Source organism: Pedobacter sp. MC2016-15 (assembly GCF_026239695.1).
GTDB lineage: Bacteria > Bacteroidota > Bacteroidia > Sphingobacteriales > Sphingobacteriaceae > Pedobacter.
The window spans coordinates 251,268-270,742 of record NZ_JAPIVS010000003.1 but is presented as its reverse complement, the minus strand read 5'-3'; the positions used below and the strand labels follow the sequence as shown (position 1 = coordinate 270,742).

8 protein-coding genes are annotated in these 19,475 nt (G+C 48.1%); all 8 read right to left on the bottom strand.

What is annotated here, in order from left to right; genetic code table 11:
* Positions 1 to 2: 2 nt before the first annotated feature.
* Genes OQY15_RS10140 through OQY15_RS10105 form a run of 8 tightly spaced genes read right to left on the bottom strand, consistent with a single transcriptional unit; the run spans position 3 to position 19,472 of the window.
* Positions 3 to 3,317, bottom strand: a complete 3,315-nt coding sequence (locus tag OQY15_RS10140; protein ID WP_265790976.1) for a hypothetical protein — start codon at positions 3,315 to 3,317, stop codon at positions 3 to 5.
* On the bottom strand, positions 3,314 to 5,143 hold the full coding sequence (locus OQY15_RS10135; RefSeq protein ID WP_265790974.1) for a glycoside hydrolase family 88 protein: 1,830 nt from the start codon (positions 5,141 to 5,143) through the stop codon (positions 3,314 to 3,316). The genes OQY15_RS10140 and OQY15_RS10135 overlap by 4 nt, the downstream gene beginning before the upstream one ends.
* A 1-nt stretch (position 5,144) precedes the next feature.
* Positions 5,145 to 11,135: a glycosyl hydrolase family 28-related protein gene (locus OQY15_RS10130; RefSeq protein ID WP_322973334.1), complete on the bottom strand. Its 5,991-nt coding sequence runs from the start codon at positions 11,133 to 11,135 to the stop codon at positions 5,145 to 5,147.
* Positions 11,136 to 11,167: 32 nt separating this feature from the next.
* The gene (locus OQY15_RS10125) at positions 11,168 to 12,670 is read right to left on the bottom strand and encodes a sialate O-acetylesterase (RefSeq protein WP_265790972.1); all 1,503 of its coding nucleotides are present in this window, start codon (positions 12,668 to 12,670) and stop codon (positions 11,168 to 11,170) included.
* Between the two features lie 22 nt (positions 12,671 to 12,692).
* On the bottom strand, positions 12,693 to 14,204 hold the full coding sequence (locus tag OQY15_RS10120; protein WP_265790970.1) for a RagB/SusD family nutrient uptake outer membrane protein: 1,512 nt from the start codon (positions 14,202 to 14,204) through the stop codon (positions 12,693 to 12,695).
* 17 nt (positions 14,205 to 14,221) lie between these two features.
* Complete coding sequence (locus OQY15_RS10115) at positions 14,222 to 17,047, bottom strand: SusC/RagA family TonB-linked outer membrane protein (RefSeq protein ID WP_265790968.1); 2,826 nt, start codon at positions 17,045 to 17,047, stop codon at positions 14,222 to 14,224.
* 22 nt (positions 17,048 to 17,069) lie between these two features.
* Positions 17,070 to 17,978 carry a hypothetical protein gene (locus tag OQY15_RS10110; protein WP_265790966.1) on the bottom strand — a complete coding sequence of 303 codons (909 nt, stop codon included), beginning with the start codon at positions 17,976 to 17,978 and terminating at the stop codon, positions 17,070 to 17,072.
* A 9-nt stretch (positions 17,979 to 17,987) separates the two neighbouring features.
* Positions 17,988 to 19,472 carry a RagB/SusD family nutrient uptake outer membrane protein gene (locus OQY15_RS10105; protein WP_265790959.1) on the bottom strand — a complete coding sequence of 495 codons (1,485 nt, stop codon included), beginning with the start codon at positions 19,470 to 19,472 and terminating at the stop codon, positions 17,988 to 17,990.
* Positions 19,473 to 19,475: the final 3 nt, after the last annotated feature.

Genomic DNA, 19,475 nt, shown 5'->3' with positions numbered 1-19,475 from the left:
TATTATTTTGTGCCTTCAAAGTTGAGCGTACCCCACAAAGCAGGTGTAAGCTCCGCTTCTGAAGGCACATCTGAAACAATCCCTGTTGCTTTATTCATCCAATAAACCCTCGCAACAGTCTGTTCCTCCTCTCCTCTGAGAATCCCGATATCACCTTTCAGCTGTATCCCCGCGGCAGGTTTTAAATTTAGCAAAGCCAAGGGTACTGATACTTCATATTCTCCATTTTTACCAGCGGCGAATTGTATTTTATCACTGATATCTTCTACCTGATCAAAGGTGACAGTCCTCAATGGAGAGGTAAAAGGCACTTTATCTGCTTCCTTCACACCACTAACAATCGCCCGGTATAAAAGTGCTCTGGGCTTTCCTTTAATCAATGTCACCAGCAATCGCTGATCTCCTGCTACAGGCATCTTGCGATCAGACTTCGCCGCGGGATCAGAACTGATCATCAGATCCAGCGCACCTCCCGTTTTAAACAGAGCTGCCGGCATTTCGCCTGAGTTTTTCAGCAAGGAAGCATTGCCGGTTTCATAGGCCAGAAATAGTCGGTCACCAGCAACCGCAATTGCCCCTTTGATATCATATGGTTTGGAATTGGAATTAAAATTAGCTTTCACACCACGTTGATCGATCTCTGCCCAATCTGCTCCCGTCCAGTCGTCAAACTTCCCATCAACCAGCAGCGGTTTGTTGTGCAAATCTACACGCAAAGTTTTTTTTCTCTGGCCCTGCTGGCGGGCATTTTCGGCACCAGCCAGGAAAAGACGGCTTTTATCCAGATCATTTTCTTTTACAATGATTGAAGTTGCAGTTATTTCACGAAGACTTTGTAATCCATCTACTTTTACTATACTACTGCGCCCACCGTCCACCAGATATACCTCTCCTCCAGGAAGCTGGGTAATGGTAGGCCAGAAATTTTCTTCTGCTAGACTCAAGCCCTCGAGGCTCATCCCACGACTGGCGGCTGGCATTTGCCAGCGCTTTCCGGTACGCATAGGCTCGAAAAGTGTAGTCACAAACAAGCCATCACTGGTAAAGATGTAAACCATACCGTGGTTGCTGTTTACAGCCCATAGTTCAGCTATACCTGCACCTGCGCTTTCCATTAAACCACCCAACAGATGCGTCGTGCCGATCAGCTGCCCCGGGAAAGAAGGGATGGGCGCCTCGTGTGAAGCATGTAGTCCCGGCCACAGATTAGGATAGCTCCACATCGCCTTTCCATTTTTAGCACCGCTCAGAGAATACCGGTTAAAGGGAAGAATTCCATTCAATGCTACCGTCCAGCCATTTGCCGCTGCCAGTACCTGATTACCCCCAGATGAGGCTGAAGGCTGCAGCCCTTCCGCAAGGATCTTCCTGTTTGAAGACTGATATACAGGAACACCTTCTGAAGTCCAGCTGTCCACCGGAAATTGTACTGCTTTACCATCAAGTTGTGCAATACAGAAGGACAGGTCTTTCATTACAGTTACCCCCATGGCATTACCTTTTTCAAAATTCAGCTCCTCTGGTTGTACCTGCGCATCTGCATTCAGGTCCACCCATATAAAATATGCAAGTGCCTTGTCGTTTTTTGCATTTAAATCCACACCTGCTGGCAACAGCTTTTTGAAACGCTCTTCTTTCAGCAGATCCCACTGATCTGCTCTGCCCATAGCCGCTGCAGGAAAAGTCACACCGTTCCTTTCTGCAAATATGAAAGTTACTGCGTTTCCACTGGTGGGGTTGGAATTATAGCAATTAGTAAAATATCTCTTCCCTTTGGAATATAAAACCGTTTCCGGAGCTCCACTCCTGCTCGGAAGTGGCAGTGTTTCACTACTGCTGCGGTAAAGTATACGCTTTAGTTTTGAGCTGCCCTTTGTCCAGTCGAGCTCAAACTCCATGGCACCCAGACTTTCCTCTCCATAGTAAAACTTATTCTTATCAACAGGGTCTATGGCGCCACCACCGCCATATTTAGCTGGTCCGTAAAATGCTTTCAGTAATTTACCATCGAGCGACCATACACTTACCCTTTTTGGTAAAAAGTCGTTTTCCGTGACCCATAACTGCTGCTTTTCATCGATAGTGATGCCCGCAGGATTATTCATATGCAGTTCATCATAGAGGCCCGCCTTTGGTGCGCCGGGTTTACCAATTGCGCGTATAAAACTGCCCTTCGCCGAAAACACCTTCACCTGATGACTATTACCCCCGTCACTGATGTACAGGTTTCCGGCAGCATCGAGCGTCACAGCAACAGGTGCTTCCAGCCCTTTGGAAATCAAAACCTGAGGAGCTGCAGAACTACCAAGGTCTGCCACAGAATTAAATTTCAGCAGCTGATTACCCGAGAGTACCAGCAAATGTTTGTCTTTGTCAAACGCCAGTCCCCGGGGAGCTTTCAATTCAGAGGTACTGACCGTCTTTCCATTGCTCAAATCAGCAAGCAGCAATTGATTTCTGCTGAAGAGACTTATCACTCCCGTTCCGTCGCTAACCGCAAAACCAGTCATCTCAGTCTTCTTATCCGCCTTATCTTTCAGCAGCCCTATGTTTTGCAGTAATACTTTCTTATCCGCCTTTGCGGTCAGACCTGTGATCCTCAGTTCGGCTTCTCCGGATTGCTTTGCGGTCTCCCATACCGAAGCTACATAGGCATAAATTCCTGTTGATGCCGTCGCACCTGCATCTGCTGCGAGATATGGTGCCGCTGTCCATGCTCCACCGACCCACTTTTTTCCCCCAAGTTTCTTCCCATCCAGGTCTACCCATGCAAGGCCATCAGGCCCTTCTGTAATATAACTTCCCAGCATAACAACCGGCTGACCGGCAGGAGACTTAGCAGCAGGCACAAACAATGCTGCCTGAGGTGGGGTATGGTTGGCGAGCCAGCCGCCGGTATGGTCATTGGTACTCCAGGGAGGATTACCCGTTGTATACACAGAAAATTCATACGAGGTCTTGATCTTCTCGTGTACCAGGCCCCGTACTTTATAAGTTCCGGGTGCAACGAATTTAGCCGGAATATGGTAAACGCCGTGATGGGTAGCCTCCACGTCACGGCCCAAGTCATCAAGTCCATCCCACCATGCTGTGTTATTCCCCGCATTGTACCAAGTGTCTGAGACCAGATTTCTTACACGAACACCATCCTGATTTTCAACAACAAGGGTGACATATCCTGCTACTTTCAAGGTAAAAGGTATGGCAATCGGTGGATTTGAATCCTTTGCCGCCGGGGCCTGAGCGCTACTAATTCCAGCAACAATGATCAGGTTTAAAATCAGTAATACAGCATATCTGACACGATGAATTCTCATAAGGTTGATCTGAATAATTTATCAATTTCAATACCGGCAAACAGCAGGCCAAGCAATCCGTGCGAATCATTATCTGCGGTCGGCCTGTTCATATAATCATTTACATTTTCACTACTCATGGTACCTACACAGATTTTGTGCACCGTACCATCCGGGTCAATGCATGAAGCAATGTAATTCCAGCCCCGCTGCACCGCTGGAAGATATTTCTCCTTTCTCAGCCATCCCTGATTGATACCGCGTGCGATGTTCATACTGATGATAGCAGTTCCTGAAAGCTCGTCGTAAGAATCCGGGCGGTCGAGCACATTATGCCAGCAACCCGTCTGCTGATCCTGAAGTTTTACAAGCGCATCTGCATGACGCTGATACGCGGCCAGAATCTGTTCTCGCAGAGGATGATTTTTCGGCAGCTGCAGCAACACTTCGGTACTGGCCCAGATCGCCCAGCCATTAGCGCGCGACCAGTATGGAAGTCTTGCCTTACGTCGCGAATATTGTGCATGATGGTACAATCCTGTGGATGGATTGAGCAATTGCTTATTGAACGCCAGCACCTGTCTTGCCGCATCATCCAGCAGGGCATTTTTTTCTTTGGGCTCCTTACTTTGCATCGAGGCCTGAACGAGGAAAGGGATACCCATAAACATGTCATCCACCCAGGTCGTATATTGCTCTGGAGTCTCTCTCGTAAAATTTCCTTCCGGCATTCTAATCTGATGATGAACCACATAGTCTTTAACGTCATTTACAAATGCTTCGTACTCAAGACGCTTCTCAAAATTTTTATCTTTCACCAGTCGATAGACGAATGGCAGAGCCGGGGCCGCAGTAAAATCCAGCAACGGGGTATTGAAAAGCTGATGATGGGTAGACTGGAAGCCGTTCAGCTCCTTAACCTGATAGCCAATAAAGGGCTTTATTTCCAGCATGAAATCTGTCCAGCGCTGCGAATAATCCTCATATTTTCTCTGTCCAGAAGCTTCGGCAAGATGAGACATTGCCCAGGCCAGCCCCCCGGCATGGTAATTCCAATTGTAATAGGTTCCCCAATACGGTTGTGGATTGATGACGTCGGCAAAAATCTGCAGCTTCGGGATGGTCCAGCTGATATCTTTCATCCCGTCCGAATAGAGTTTCCCTATCTCAAAACCTCGTTCAGGACCATACGCAGTACTTGAAGGATATTTTCCAGAAACCATAAAAGGCCCGGCAACAAGCCAGTTGCTGAGTTTTGCGACGCCAGCTGTGACGCCCGGAAGCTTCGCTATACTCAAGTCCGGATTCCATGGTTTTCTTTCTTCGATCAGCGCCCCCTTTGGCTGCAGATAACATATCCATTCCTTCCCGCGTGTTTCAGACTTTAGCAATATCTGATTCAATCCCTTCCTGAGCTTCACAGGGAATTCATATTCCAGAAAAATATCCCTTTCCCTCGGTTGAATTTTCAGAGGCCTTGCACCCTCTTTTTGGTACACTACTTCCTGATTGACCCAGATTTTCAGCGCATCGTTATGACTTACCTGGATCATAAAAGAAGTATCACTCTTACTATCGAACTGACTGATTGCATAAGCGACAGCCGGGCTACCCAGACCAAAAGTCTTTCCAAAATCCACATATTGTACAAAGTCAAACTGTGGATGATTGGGTTGAGGAACAAGCTGAAATTTAAATGGCGTTTCCCTGATGATCCTGTCGGCAACCGTTTGTACCAGTGCAAGTGGACTTTTGTTGTTTGGAACCCCCGCTTTCTGAGCGGATGAGGAAAGATGAAAAATGCAGAGCAATCCACAAACGATCATCGGCTTAATCATAGTTGTCATGTTATTTTTGTTTATTGATTGGATAGACTAAAACTGGCATTTCATCTTCTTTGAGGGGGTCAAATTCAGGGAAACCATTTTCATGATTTTCAGTATCTCTTCTGAATCCCTCGCCGCGCATAGGTTCCCAGTTGAGAAAACTAGAAGGGTCGGTGCTGGCGACCGTACTGTTTTTACTTTCATTACTGCTATTCAGCGCTGTAACTATGTAATCATAAATTAACCCTGACCGGGGCTTCTGATCCCTGAACTGGTTCATTCTGCCCTCATAGATCTTTACAGGACCAGCGGCCGAAGGCCTGGATATTCTGTATAGCCGGTAAGTTTCGGCTCCCGGCGTGCTGCCCCAGCTGATCCTGGTTTCCCTGCCAGTCAGATCAAGCATTAACCCTTCCGGTGCATGTGGAGTCTGACCGATAACTATATTACCTGCTATAAAAGCGTTAATTCCAGGTGTATCAGGCCTTAACACTGTACTGCTCCAGGCCCAGCGATGTTTACCTGCAGGGATAGTAAAATTATCAGTCCTGGTTCCGTCAAGATAAAAACGGAGTTGAGGATCAGTAAGACCAAAAACTAACTTTTCAGCATTGCGGCTCTGGACTATGCCACTATAACCTGTAGCGCTTTGTTGAATACTGATTCCGGCTTTGCTGCCTGTGGGAAGTTCGATTTGGATTCCCGGGATACTGATCACCGTACCCTCAAATAATGCTGCGGAGATGTTGCCTGATTGAAACTGTACAATCCCCGCTCTGCCACTGAAGCTTATTCCGTCTTTGGCGTACTGTACCGGCTTAATGTTTCGGAAAATCAAATCAGTCTGCCGGTCTTTTTTCTGAACAATGCAGCCGAAATCTGTTTTTTGTACGCTGATTTCAGGCTTATGGGTCACGATAGTCAGGAAACTTCCTCTTCCATCGTAGTAGCGGCCTTTAGTGGGCAGCACAGGGGGATCTTTGTGGTAACTGCTTTTGCCAGGGACCAAATCTGCATCTTTAAAAGCAGCTCCAGGCATCAGCTGATGGATATAGGGAAATTCGTCATTCGCCCCTACGAACCAGGAAAACCTGCCCTCCGTTTGCGGATCAGAGACTTCGTCAAATACAGCAATATAATCTGATGACGACTGAAGAATACTCCTCGACCGGTAGTCGCGTGCGATATCTTTATTACTCAAAACAGAGGCGAACTGTGCAAAACCAAAATCATATAATGGCTCAGTGAGATCATTGCGGCCTACACTTCGGTAAGGCCCGATTGCACGATAGCCCCCAGGCTTTTTCACCCCGAAATTCGTGATCCTTTCCGTATCTCCAAATGGCCCGTCGCCGGCATCTTCCGGACCATTGTGGCTATAATTTTTGCCATTGGCGTAATAATAAATCACCCCGTTCCCTCCCATAGCAGCGCGGCCCCAGCGATAGTTTGGCCCTTCGTCAATCTGCTGGAGATGGACGTACATCTCATCCTTAGTAGCGAAAGCAGATCTCAAGACAAAACCATAACCAGTAAACTTGGCCGACTTCAACCAGGGATTTATGCCTTTATAGTTTCCCCATCCAGCGTCAGACAGATCTTTCCAGACTTTAGCTTTTTCTTTTGTACTTTCAAAAGGTTTATCATTCGTATCAGTTAACCATAACAGCTGCTTACTTAGCTTAGGGTCATAATACATCAGTTGCTGCGCAAACAGGCGAAGTACGTCTGGCAGTCCATCCTCAGTTGTGCGGGCATGTGCACCCTGCGGGGGATAAGCTCTTCTGTTACCCAAACTTTCCAATGGAGAGCTGACCGAATTCAAGAGCCAGTTTCCCAACGAAGATACACCTGGCTGAAGAATCCTGTTTTTACCATCAAAGTGACGACGCAGCAACTCATTTGTACGCACCATAGGAGTGAGTGCCGCCCAGGTATAGGTAGCCAGATTTTCGGTCCACCTTCCTCCCATAGCTTCCCAGCCTGGTACATCCGGGCGGATATGGTAATTAAAGTTTAGCTTTATCATTTTCTCAAAATGATTAGCCATGCGGGCTGCGTCAGGATGTTTGGGGAAAAGAAAGGCTGCAAGGCCAGTCACTCCTTTAATATCTGCCATGAAATTGGGGTGTCCGCTCAACAGGTTGCGCAAGGGCATCAGCGCTTCATCCTGATAGAGGTAGCTCACAAAGAGATACCATGCCCGTAGCCTACGGTATTGCGAAATAGGCATCTTCGCGGCATTCAGATCAAAGGCAGGAACGATCTGATCATAATAAATTCTTGAACCAACCGGAGTAGGTCCGTTGATCCTTTCGGATCCTTTCGCGATCACCTGCAAGTTCGCCGACAATGATTGCTCCAGTGCTGTGAGACTGAGGTTTGGGGTCGCATTTTCTGGTTTAAAAAATCTCGGATATCCGCTTTCCGGCGTCTCATAGTTCAGTATCCAGTTTTTCACTTTATCCAGCGGAATCCAGCCGTGCCAGCGCCGAAGGTCGTCTATGTAGGCTAGTGATGAATTGTTGAGTAAATCTTTCTCCTGAGGGTAAGCGGCCAATGCGGTTGAACGGCTGCCTGTAACCAGCGGAAAAGTATAATCCAGCCGTTGGTTGTTCCAATGAAAGCTGATATTCAAGTCTTTTTTTGAACCCCATAGGGCATACTTGCCATCGTTCCATTTCTCCGTATCCTTGATGAAGAGTCCAATTGTCGTTTTTTCCTTTCCACTGCTGAAAGCAACACCAGGCAGGCGCCACCATGATAACCAGTTATCATAGGGAGCTAATCGGAACGGAAGAAGTCCGTCTTTTCCATTTTGCTGGTCTCTTGCAAGCAGTGGGTGCTGTTCGCCAGTTGTCGTCCTACCTTCCATTGGTTCCCAGTCGTTAAAATCAGATGCCCGGGCCTTCCCCGGTTCCACACGGGTAGACGCATAACGGTGATCTGGGACAATGCCGTCCCAAACTATTTTCCAGGATAACTTTTCCCTTACTGCAAAACCATACATTTTCTCTTCCAGCTCTGCAAACTCCATCCCTGCCGTTAATTTCAGCAGCACCGTATAACGCCTGTTGCCTTCCAGCTCATACTGCATCCTGAATACCACCTGTACCGGACCCTTTGCCAGAATCTCGACACTGAAACGCTTGAAATTGTTCAGCTGCATTTCGCCATGTCCAAGCCAATGTCTGGCATCGCCATAACGGCTGATAGGAGCCTGTATCTTTGCTTTCTGATGGGCGGGAATTTGTACTCTGATCTTCCCATTATCCAGCTCGTAATAATCAGTAGTTTTCAGGATCTGAACAGGGGGAGCATCTTTTGGCATTTTTCCGCTTGCAGGGAGCAGCTCAAAGGTTTTAACAGCCCCGGATGGGAGATCAGACATAAAGCAAAGCGTATCGGCATTCAGCTGAAAAGGAATTCGCTTCCCTGTTTCTTTTTCTCTGAGCAGGAGTTCCTGCCCCGGGTTACCAGAACTCCCGAAATCGATCTTGTATTTAAGGAGACTACGTGGCCATGAGAATGCAGGGTGAACAAGTTCATCTTTCAGCATAATGGTTATGCCACCGGATTTCCATTGCAGTGCAGATTCATTTTTCCTTTCCTTTTCAAGAATCACGGTCCCTGTGGCTGTTGTCACAGGTGTATCAACATCCTGGAAAACAGGAGACTTGATCACTGTCTGATCTATAGGTCCATACAAGCGGTAACCGACATCCGCGTTTATAGCGGTATTGCCTTCGAAGATTGTTCCTCTTACGCCTGTTACTCGCATTCCTGGCATAATTCTACCCTGCTTAGGCAGCACTTCATTAAAGTAACCCTCCCCGCGGACAAAGCTGCTTGCGTTTTTCCCCTGCCGGTATGCCTGCACAAGGTTTCTTCTGATCTCCACTCCTAAACTGCCCGTGCCCAGCAGGGTATCAGGTTTTGTTCCAATAGCGAGTACATTACAAACATAGGCAGGACGCAAGCCATTGGTATTTACAACCTTGTTGTCGCAAACTGAAACATTCCAGCTCAGATTGTAGCGGCCCAGCTCCAATCTTTGATCTGAGCGAACATAAATACCCTCTGAGTTAGTCAGCGTATTGCCCGTAATGGCAACATCGGTACTGCCACAGTAAAACCATATCCCTCTGTTGTTATCCTCGAGGATGTTGTCTTTCACAAGCCAATCCTCTGCAGACCAGCGCATCACAGCATATCTACTGGTTTTATCCGGGATCACGCCCCATGGGCGGTACAGTATAAGTGTGTTCCGGGTATTGCTTTTTAAATAACGCCATTGTCCCATGCCCTTCCCGTAGATGATGGCTACCGCATCTGACGAGCTTAAGGAAGGCGTCCGGATTGGTCCCCAGTTCCGATCACTGTCCCTCAGTGTATTTGGAGTAGCAGCACTTACATGGCCTGTAGCCATCTGTTCAGGATTACCCCCCTGACTTAGTATTGTTTCACCCTGATTCAGGTCAGGAATGCTCTTTCCTTCCACATCAAGACGATTTTTTAAGACCACAATGTCCTGTGCGTAATCGATATTAAAACCTCCGGTTTCACCTTTGGGATTTATCAAATCACCCAACCTGGTAATGTGATTGTTTTCTATGATGCCATTAAAGCTGTCATTAAATCCGAAACGCCCGGCAGCATATCTCACACGGTTGTTGCGAACCACAAAATTTGTAGCGCCTGTACAGTGCCAGAGCCAGGGCCAGGTCACCCGCGCCTTACTGTCGAAGATACAGTCGGTAATCATCATCCTGTCTACGTACGCCCAGGATAAACCCCAGGCTACAGCAAAGTCAAAGCGGCAATTCGCTGCAAAAAATTTTGAACCAGAACCTCCCGGTTTTTTAATTGACGGAGGCATAGTTTTCAGGCTGTGCCGCCATAAACCACTGGTATTCACATTTTGCAGGCAGAGCTGGTATAATCCTGTAAGCGTAGTATTTAATGGCCATAATATGGCAACACCTTCTGTAGTAGCATTGGGCCAGCCATCTTTACCTATCGGCTCGGGATAAGGAGGTGGAGTTCCGAAACCATATTGTATAAATGTTTTCTGATATCCTTCCCCTTTCAGAACCACCCTGGACTTCATTACCAGGCCAGTACCTGTGGGGATATCGAGTTTATACTTTCCTTCAGGGAAATACAGCACCCCGCCCCCGCTGCTACTGGCCAGGTCAATCGCCTGCTGGATTGCGAGGCGATCGTCTGTCAGTCCATCGCCTTTGGCTTTGAGCCTTAAGCGGGGGTCCTCCCGAACATTATATACGTTCCTGTAGAAAGTAAATTCAGCTCCCCAGGGTGCTTTCAATCCAAAGGGATCAGCTGCCGCCACCACGCCTGTAAGAGTTTCCTCTGCTGTCGTTTCAGCAATGACTTTGTCTCCTCCATTGCCGTTGCTCAGCATCAGCTGATACTTTCTGCCGGGACGGACAGACCGCGGAGCAATGATTTGGAGCGTAAAAAGATCTCCGCCAATAACATGGGTCCTGATGCTCTTCTGGCTTTTTACATCCACAAAGCGAAGCCGGGGAGTATATCCCTTGAATGTAAGATTGCGCCCAAAAACGCGGAAAGTGTGGCCGGGCATAACCTGATCATACTCCAGCGTGACTGCCCTGGCCCTGTTCAGGTACACCGCCTTGCTCCATGAACCGGAAGTTCCTGCCCGCTTCACCCATACAGCAATCAGGGCACCTGGCTGGAAAGCCGGTTCATCAGGAATAAGTACAGACAGCTGCTGATCTGAACCACTGACGATCTTTAGTTTACGTAAGGGCTTCAATGACCCTAGCACATCGGAAACTACCGCACACCATACTTCCGCCTTCAGGCCAAAAAAAGCGCCCTGAAGACCGAACACCTCTCCGCCTTTCACCGTTTCACTACTATTGAAAATTACTGGCCGTATCTTTTGTTCAGCAGATTGTACAGAGGCACAGCACAACCACAGAAATATACTCAGGACAGCTGACATCACTAAGGAATTGATCATGAATTTGATTTGATTCGTCATCATTTAGCGGATTACTGAGTATCAGTTCTGAATGGTGATGCTGGCAGGTCATGTTCATTGTAGAGGTTCACATCCGGCGTGTTGGCCCAACCATACCTAACCGCCACGGGTATAGGAACATCAGGGCTGTACACCACCAGTTTGTCGCCTTTAAGCTCTGCCCTGGCGGGTACAAAGTTTTTATCTGCACCGGCAATCATAAAACCCCTTAATTCACCGCCTTTAGCCACCAATTTTTTCTGATGTGTAAACGAAAGAATTGCTTTTGAATCCCTTACCATCAGGGACTCATAGACGGGCCCGGAGTATTCAATTTTTTCCTGGTAGGCTAATGCACGCGCTGCCAGTGCCAGTCGGGCACCCACAGGTTGCTTCAGCACAGGGTGGATATCCTCTGCGTTTCCGCAGTCGGTAGTCACCACCATCGCCGTATTTGGTGTCTTCTGCCAGCTGATGAGCTGTGCTTCGCGGATCTCAGGACTCATGCCTTTAAAAGGTGCAATTTGTACAAAGAGAAAAGGGAAATCCCCCTGTCCCCAGCCCGATCTCCAGTCGGCAATCAGCGTAGGAAATAAAGTCTGGTATGTGTTCGCACTGGAGTTGTTAGCTTCGCCCTGGTACCAGATGACACCTCTGATCGCAAATGGCTGCAGCGGCTCGATCATCCCATTATAATAACCACTGGCACTGCCCGTCTCTTCAGGATTTTGTGGAGGGCTGGGTTTTCGGGGAGCTGGTTTATTCTCTTTTTTTGCAGCTTCAGCATCCAAATTGTACTTCTCCAACAGGGCAGGTTCCTCCGCTTTGTACTTAGCAAGGCGTGCCGGATAAGTGCTCACCTGGCTCTTGTAAGTCCCTAATGTATGTTTAAACAAAACATTACTTTCCAACGCTGTACGGCTCAACCAGTATTCTGCGGGTGTTCCTCCAACTGAAGAGGAAACCAATCCGATCGGCACATTCAGCGTTTTGTAAAGATCCCGTGCAAAAAAGTAACCTACGGCTGTAAAGTTTTTAATCAGATCCGGACTGCACAACAGCCAGTTGCTTTTCACATCTTCAAGGTTCTGACGCGCAGCTTTATAGGGTACATTGAACACCCTGATCTGCGGATAATTTGCATTCTTCATCTCCTCAGCGCCATTATGGATATTTGGATTGAGCTTGTAGGCCATATTGGATTGCCCGCCGCACACCCACACCTCGCCGATAAGAATATCATTTACCGTAACAGTATTATCTCCCCTGATTGTCATCGTGAATGGCCCCCCAGCTTTCAGCGGCTTGAGTTTCAGTAACCACTTTCCTCCTGAGGCAATGGTCTCTGCCTTCTGACCTGCGAAATCGACACTCACCTTTTCACCATCTCTGGCGGTACCCCATACTGGCAGCACCTGGTTCCTTTGCAGCACGGCATGGTCACTGAACAGGCTATTGGGAACAACGTCAGCCTTTGCAGGATGTTGAAAAATGACAAATAGAATTGCGATTATTGTTAAAAGATTATGTTTCATGTTTATGATGGTTTAGGATTTACTAATCTGGATTTTGTAAAACATTGGGACTTGCCGTGATTTCTGCATCAGGGATCTTGAACAGCAATTGATTACTGTTCCATGGCAGAGGAAGAGCCCCTAAACGGCTTCCGGCATTGATATTGGCGCGCATCCGCCGCAGGTTATGGAGCCTGTCACCCTCAAACGCCAGCTCGCGGACCCTTTCCTTTCGCACTTCGGCCAGCACCACAGTGGCATTGACCGTTACTGTTGTAGCGGGAACATAGCCCGGAATGGCCCTGTCGCGCAGCACATTGAGGTCGGCCAGTGCGGCGGCATGTGCTGCTGGATTACTTACCGCATTCATGGCGTTGATTTCTGCCCTGTCCAGTATCAGTTCAGCTGAACGGATCACCGGCACATTCAGCAGTAGCCTGTCGTATTTCCTGGAGTAGTTTTTAGCGCCCGCGGTAGTGATCAGGCCCACTCTTCGTGCATCCGTTGTACCAAAGGCCGCATCAGCCAGAAAGGCACTGCTTATCGAAAGATGTGGTTCTACGGCCACAGTTCTCAGGTATTTTCTGCTGATCGCTCCGTTCACCGGAGCTGAGACTACGCTCACAAAATCAAAGATATTTTCTGTAGCAAGACCGGTTCCTGCACCAGAAGTGTTAAAGGCGGCCAGCACATTTGCAGCGGCCTGCGCGGCATTGATAGTACCGGTCAGCGGAATGCGTGCCAGGGGGTAGGTCTGGATAGTCCCGGGAATACTGCCAATCACCTTGTTGATCTCTGTCAGTGCATTCTGATAGTCGTTCATCTGAAAGTACACACGCGCCAGCACCGCTGCAGCGGCATAATTGCTGGCCCTGCCTCTTCTCGACAAATCATTACCTACAGGAATCAATGTCTGCGCAGCTTTGAGGTCAGTAATGATCTGCTGGTACACCGCCTCCACTGCTGCCCGCGACTCGTTCTTCAGTTCATCGATGCTGGTTATATTGATCGCAGGTTTCGTCCGAAGAATAATACCGCTGTTTGCTGAAGACGAATTATGACCATACTGATGCCCATAAAAGCGAATCATCTCAAAATAGGACAAGGCACGCAGAAAGCGCGATTCCCCTTCAAGCCTGCTTTTATTCAGATCTGTGAACTCAGGATCTTTTTCCTTTGTGACGATGTTGTTCTCTATTGCATAAATTACCAGGTTAGTGTTCTGGATAGCCGTGTAGCCTAGTTTCCAGCTTTGCGCATATTGTGCTAGCGCCATATTGCGGTCGTAAAGTTGCCTGTAAGGATCTGCAGGCAGGTTTTCCGTCACATTCAGCTCCACATGATCGGCCAGTATCTCAGGAAACACACGCCAGTACCCGGATAGAGCATTGTCATTGGCCAGGGCACTGTAGGCACCGTAAAGTAAGTTATCCAGGTCGCGGCTTGTATTGAGCACAGCCGATGTGGTCAGCGTAGAGTGATCCGGTCCGTCTAGTTTTTTACATCCTCCAAGCAGTACGGAAATCAGCAGCAGGTGTAGGATTATCTTTTTCATTGTTGTTAGCTTAAGGATTAGAAGTTGAGGTTAAAGCCGGCGGCGAATGTCCGTACCTGAGGCACATCCATATAGGTAATGCCCTGGTTGAGATTGCGGTCCAAGCTTGTGCTGTAGTTCCCCGATACTTCAGGGTCCCATCCTTTGAATTTGGTTAGGGTAAAAAGATTCTGGGCTGAAACATATAAGCGGGCATCACGGAGGAATTTGATCTTCCTGATATAATTTTTGAAAGAATAGCCGATGGTGATATTTTTCATCCTCAGATAAGAAGCATCATGCAGGAAACGGGTAGTATTACTCCCTGCGATCGGGTCATTATACACGAGCTGTGGAAAATCTGTACCGGGCGACTGAGGTGTCCACCTGTTCAAAGCTCCTTCCCGGACGTTATTCGTTCCTGAAAGGTAACTCAGGTAGCGCTCCCCTTCATCCAGCACATAGTTACCATAAGAATAAGTCATCAATGCTGTCAGATCGAAGTTCTTATAAGTCAGGGTATTGCCAAGGCCGCCGAAAAACTTCGGCGCTGCAGCTTTATCATACTGAGGCTTCCGGGCAGCATCAATTTGAGCTGCACTGAGGGCTGCCACCCTGTTTCCATTCAAATCGTAAATCATCTCTCTGCCTGTGGCTGCATCTACTCCGGCATATTCTGCAAGATAAAATATACCCAAAGGATGCCCTTCGCTGGTAATGATATTCTTATTATACCGCAACTGTTCAGAGCTAATGCCACCTAAATCCAGCACTTTGTTGGCATTATGTGCAAAAGAAAAGGAGCTGCTCCAGGTGAATAGCCTGCTATTAATATTCTTTGAGGAGATACTTAACTCAACACCTCTGTTGCGCAATGCTCCGGCATTTAGTAATAATCCTTGCTGGGCCACGCCCACTGATAATGGCGCATCGTAACTCAGAATCAGGTTTCTGGTGTGTTTATCATAGAAATCAATGGAACCTGAAATTCTGTTCTTCAAAATTCCATAGTCAATTCCGATATCCAGTTGTGTTTGTTTTTCAGGTTTCAGGTCCGGACTGCCCAGGCTCTGCATCTGTATACCCGACTGCAGCAAGTAGCGCGAGTTGGAGTTTAAAGACCAGCGCTCTACCGAAGAGTAGTTGCCAATGCCTGAGTTACCACTCTGCCCATAGCTCGCGCGAAGCTTAAGCTGACTAAAAATGTGTTGCTGTTTCATAAAATTCTCCTCAGAAAGAATCCATCCTGCAGACACTGCCGGGAAAGTTACAAACTTATTATTGGCACCAAACCGTGAGGATCCGTCCGTCCTGAGCGTTGCTCCCAGCAGGTATCTATTCTTAAAAGCATAGTTGACATTGCCAAAGAAGCCAAGGAAGGCGTGGGTATTGGCAACCAGCGCAAGTCCTGTAATTTGATTTTTATAGGCTGCAGCACTTGGCTCCCTTGTAAAATCGTTGGCATATCCCTCGCCTTCACCAAAAAATTCGGGATTTTCATTGTAGATATACTCAACACCGGCAAGGGCGGCAATACGGTGGTTCCTGCTGGTCTTCTTATAGTTCAGCATACTGCGCCCGGTAGTGAGGTTATTGGAATACTTTTCATAACCTGCATATGCTGTTGGGAATCCCTCTCTTCCTATGCCAGAACCTACAGAGCCATTGCGCAGTCTCTTCGACAGGTAGTTAGCGCGGGTATGATAGTATTGTTCCAGTGCTGCATCGGTAACAAAACTGAGCGATTCAGAAATTTTATAGCTGAAATTTGCAGCAATAAAAAACCTGCGGGTATGCTCTTCATTGTAGTATTCTTTCCGGCTTTGGTAAGATGCCACATTGTTTCCTGGTATATTGAACACTACCGGGTCACGGGGGTAAAAATACGTACCGTCGCTATTGTACAGCGGAATCACAGGCAGGTTAGCCTGTGCGGCATTAAAACCACCGCCCGGACTTGAACCTACCGGCATTACTGTCTGATCCGTATAATTGATTCCTAGCCTCACACCAAGCGTAAGCCTCTTATTAATCTGGTTACTGACATTCATGCGCCCAGTATAACGCGTCAGTCCATTCCCACGCAGCACACCCTCCTCGTCACGATATGAACCGGAGAGAAAAAAGTTGGTCTTATCACTTCCTGAGGCCATAGATAAGTTCATTTGTCTGAGGCTGCCGTTATGAAGAATCAGTTCCAGATTATCAGTATTTGTGCCGGAGGCAAGCTCCCTTGTCAACCCTGCTATTGCTGGTAATGGTCCCTGCCCCGTCTGCCCGCTGTTAAGCCATGCTTCGTCAAGTAACTGAAGATATTGGGGGCCGTCCAGGCTGTTGATCCTGTTGGTCACACTCGTCAGCCCCTGAGCATAATTGAAGTCGATCTCAGTTTTATTCCGCTGTCCTCTTTTTGTGGTGATCAGGATGACGCCATTCGCACCGCGTGCCCCATAAATGGAAGTCGCAGCTGCATCTTTCAATACCTCTATCGAAGCAATATCTGCTGTGTTGAGATCGCTGAGTGGGTTAAATTGTGCACCCCAGCCCCCGCCAAGGCCCTGATCGGCCACTTCCCGGGGTCCTGTATAGATTGGAATGCCATCCAGCACATACAGAGGTTTTGTCTCCGCGAAGATTGACGAAGTGCCCCGCAACCGCATGATCGTCTCTGTACCAGGCGTACCATTCGACTGGATAACATGCAAACCGGGAACCAGTCCCTGCAATGCACTCTCAACATTGGGCACAATAAGGGGCTGAAGCTGAACACCCGGAACGGTGGTCACAGCGGTAGAAAGCTGCGCCTGCGTACTGAACGATATCACCGTCAGGACCAAAAAACCCGATAATAGTCTTATCATCATAAAAATTTTATCATTTAATTCCTTATTTCTTTATCTCTGCTTCCAGGTATTCATTTGCCAGGTCAATGCTGCTTGCCGTCGTAGAGCCTGAAGTCACGGAGGGAATCTTTTTCAGTGAGATCCCTGCATAGCTGAAGCTGCCGCCGCGGTTGATTTTTGCGATGTAATAGGTTCCTGCCACGAGGTTTCCTGTGCCGGTGGCCGGCACAGGACCAAGTGTTGACACACCACTAAATTCGTTTGCCGCCGAAATCGCATTATAAGCCGTAACATACTGGGCTGGGGCATTGTATTGCGCCAATGTGGCTAGCTTAAATTTTGTTCCGTTCCCACTGCTAAAACCCGTAAGTACCGTGAAGCGCTGGTTTGTCAGGTTATTGATCACTGTCGCGGTAGAGGCTACCAGATCCTGTGTAGCCATAGGCAGCGTTGCCGGCACGCCAGTGCTGCCCAGCAAATCGAGCGCACTGAATTTGAAGTAAGCAGCAGCAGCGGGACTATACAAACGTGCCCTGCGTTCCCCAGTGCCCACCAACCTTACCGTATATTCCTTTTCGTAGGCTTCAGTGGCAGAGGCAGCACTAAACCTAAACTTCATGTCTGCTGAAACTGCAGTTGCAGATGGCGGAAGCGCAAATTCAAAAACACCGAAAGCAGGTGTAAACTCTGAAGGCTCGCTGAGGTCTGCGTAGGCAGGCAGAGCTATATAATCCGCGCTACCGGGAAATTTGAAGCGAATCCCAAACTGTGTAACCGGGGTATCAGCTTTTACCCTCACTTTGAAGCTGACGATGGCGCCAGGCAGAGCTTCCTGATACGCTTTTACAGGATTAAACTCAATACCTTGTATATTGACTACTACCGGATCCTTTTTGCATGCGGCAAAGCCACAAGCAACTGTCATCAGTATGATAAATGATAGAAATTTCATAACCTGCATTTAATAATTGTTTACCAGTAGTGGATTTTTGTCCTGCTCGAGCAGGAAATACTTGAATACAGTTTCCAGACCATCCCAGGGCAACATGGCGACTGCGGTCCTGTCGCCCGGTGGCAGCGGCAGTTTCAGCCGCTTCAGGTTCCAGAAACGGTCGCCCTCAAAACACAGCTCCCTGATCCTTTCGGTACGTACCGAATCCAGCAGCGCTGCAGGACTGATGCTTTCCGGCAGCGGCGGCAGAAATGCCCGCTGCCTTACCACATTGCAATCTCTCACACCACTGCTCACATTATTTTCCAGCGCATAAATCTCTGCCCTGTCCAGCACCATCTCGGCAGATCTGATCAGCGGAATATTCGAATTGTCCTTTGAAGAATATTTTATCGGCATGATTGCCCCCGTGGTCATCAGACTGAAAAGCTTCGCATATCGCTGATCAGAGCCGTAAAAACGCGCATTTTGTTTGAAGGCATTACTCGCCAGGCCGTTTACATTGGCAGGGTTGCTTGTTGGTCGCGCATAGATTGACGTATTACTGTTATACCAGAAGCCATTCAAACCTATACCGGTCACTGAGGCAGTGCTTTGGTAAATCATTTCCGGACTAATCTCATTTGGCCCGGTTGTGGTAAAAGTCTGCAATACATCGGCATCAAGTGTATGGCGTGAAAGCGAGCCCGGGCTTGCGCCGATCAGCCTGTCGATCACTTCCCTGGCTTTCGGATAATTCTGCTGCTGAAAATATACCCTTGCCAGATAGCCAAGCACTGCATCTTTGTAAGCTCTTCCATTATATCCGGAGGGATGAATGCCGGGATTGTAGCGCTCCGGCATCAGTCCTTCAGCTTTCGTCAGGTCGTCCAGGATAAAAGCATATACCTCGGCAACAGTGGATCGTGCTTTTACCTGACTAACGCGGTCGTCTACAGGCTCCTTATTGATGATGATCCCCAGGTGCGAATTATCAGACGTCGCTCCCCAAGGTTTTGAGAAAAACCGCAGCAGCTCAAAGTTGGCAACGCCACGCAGAAAATAACATTCTGCCATGATCCTATCCTTATTCGGTGCAAAGGTGGGGTCTTCCCTAGCCACATCGTTTTGTGTAGCCCGTAGCACGAGACTCGCAAAATTTACGCAGTTATACATCTCGCGCTGCTTGATATTGTTTACCCCACGCGGATCTGTGCCACTCACCTGCTCCTCGGCAGCAGCACTGAGGTTGCGGTTGTAATAGTTCAGATAATTATTGAGGGTACCTTTGTAGAACAGCTCATCAGACATCAGTTCCGTCCAGAGCGTCATATTGGTGCCGATGTTACTGTGCAGCAGAAAATAAGCATGGCTGATGGCGGCGTCAATAGATTCCGTTGAGGAGAGGGCACGCTCTTCCACGGCCACAAAATTGGGTACGATTTCCAGTTTTTTTTCGCATCCCCAAAAACTGAGCACCGGGATGGCGAGGAGTACAAATAGTATTTTTTTCATCGT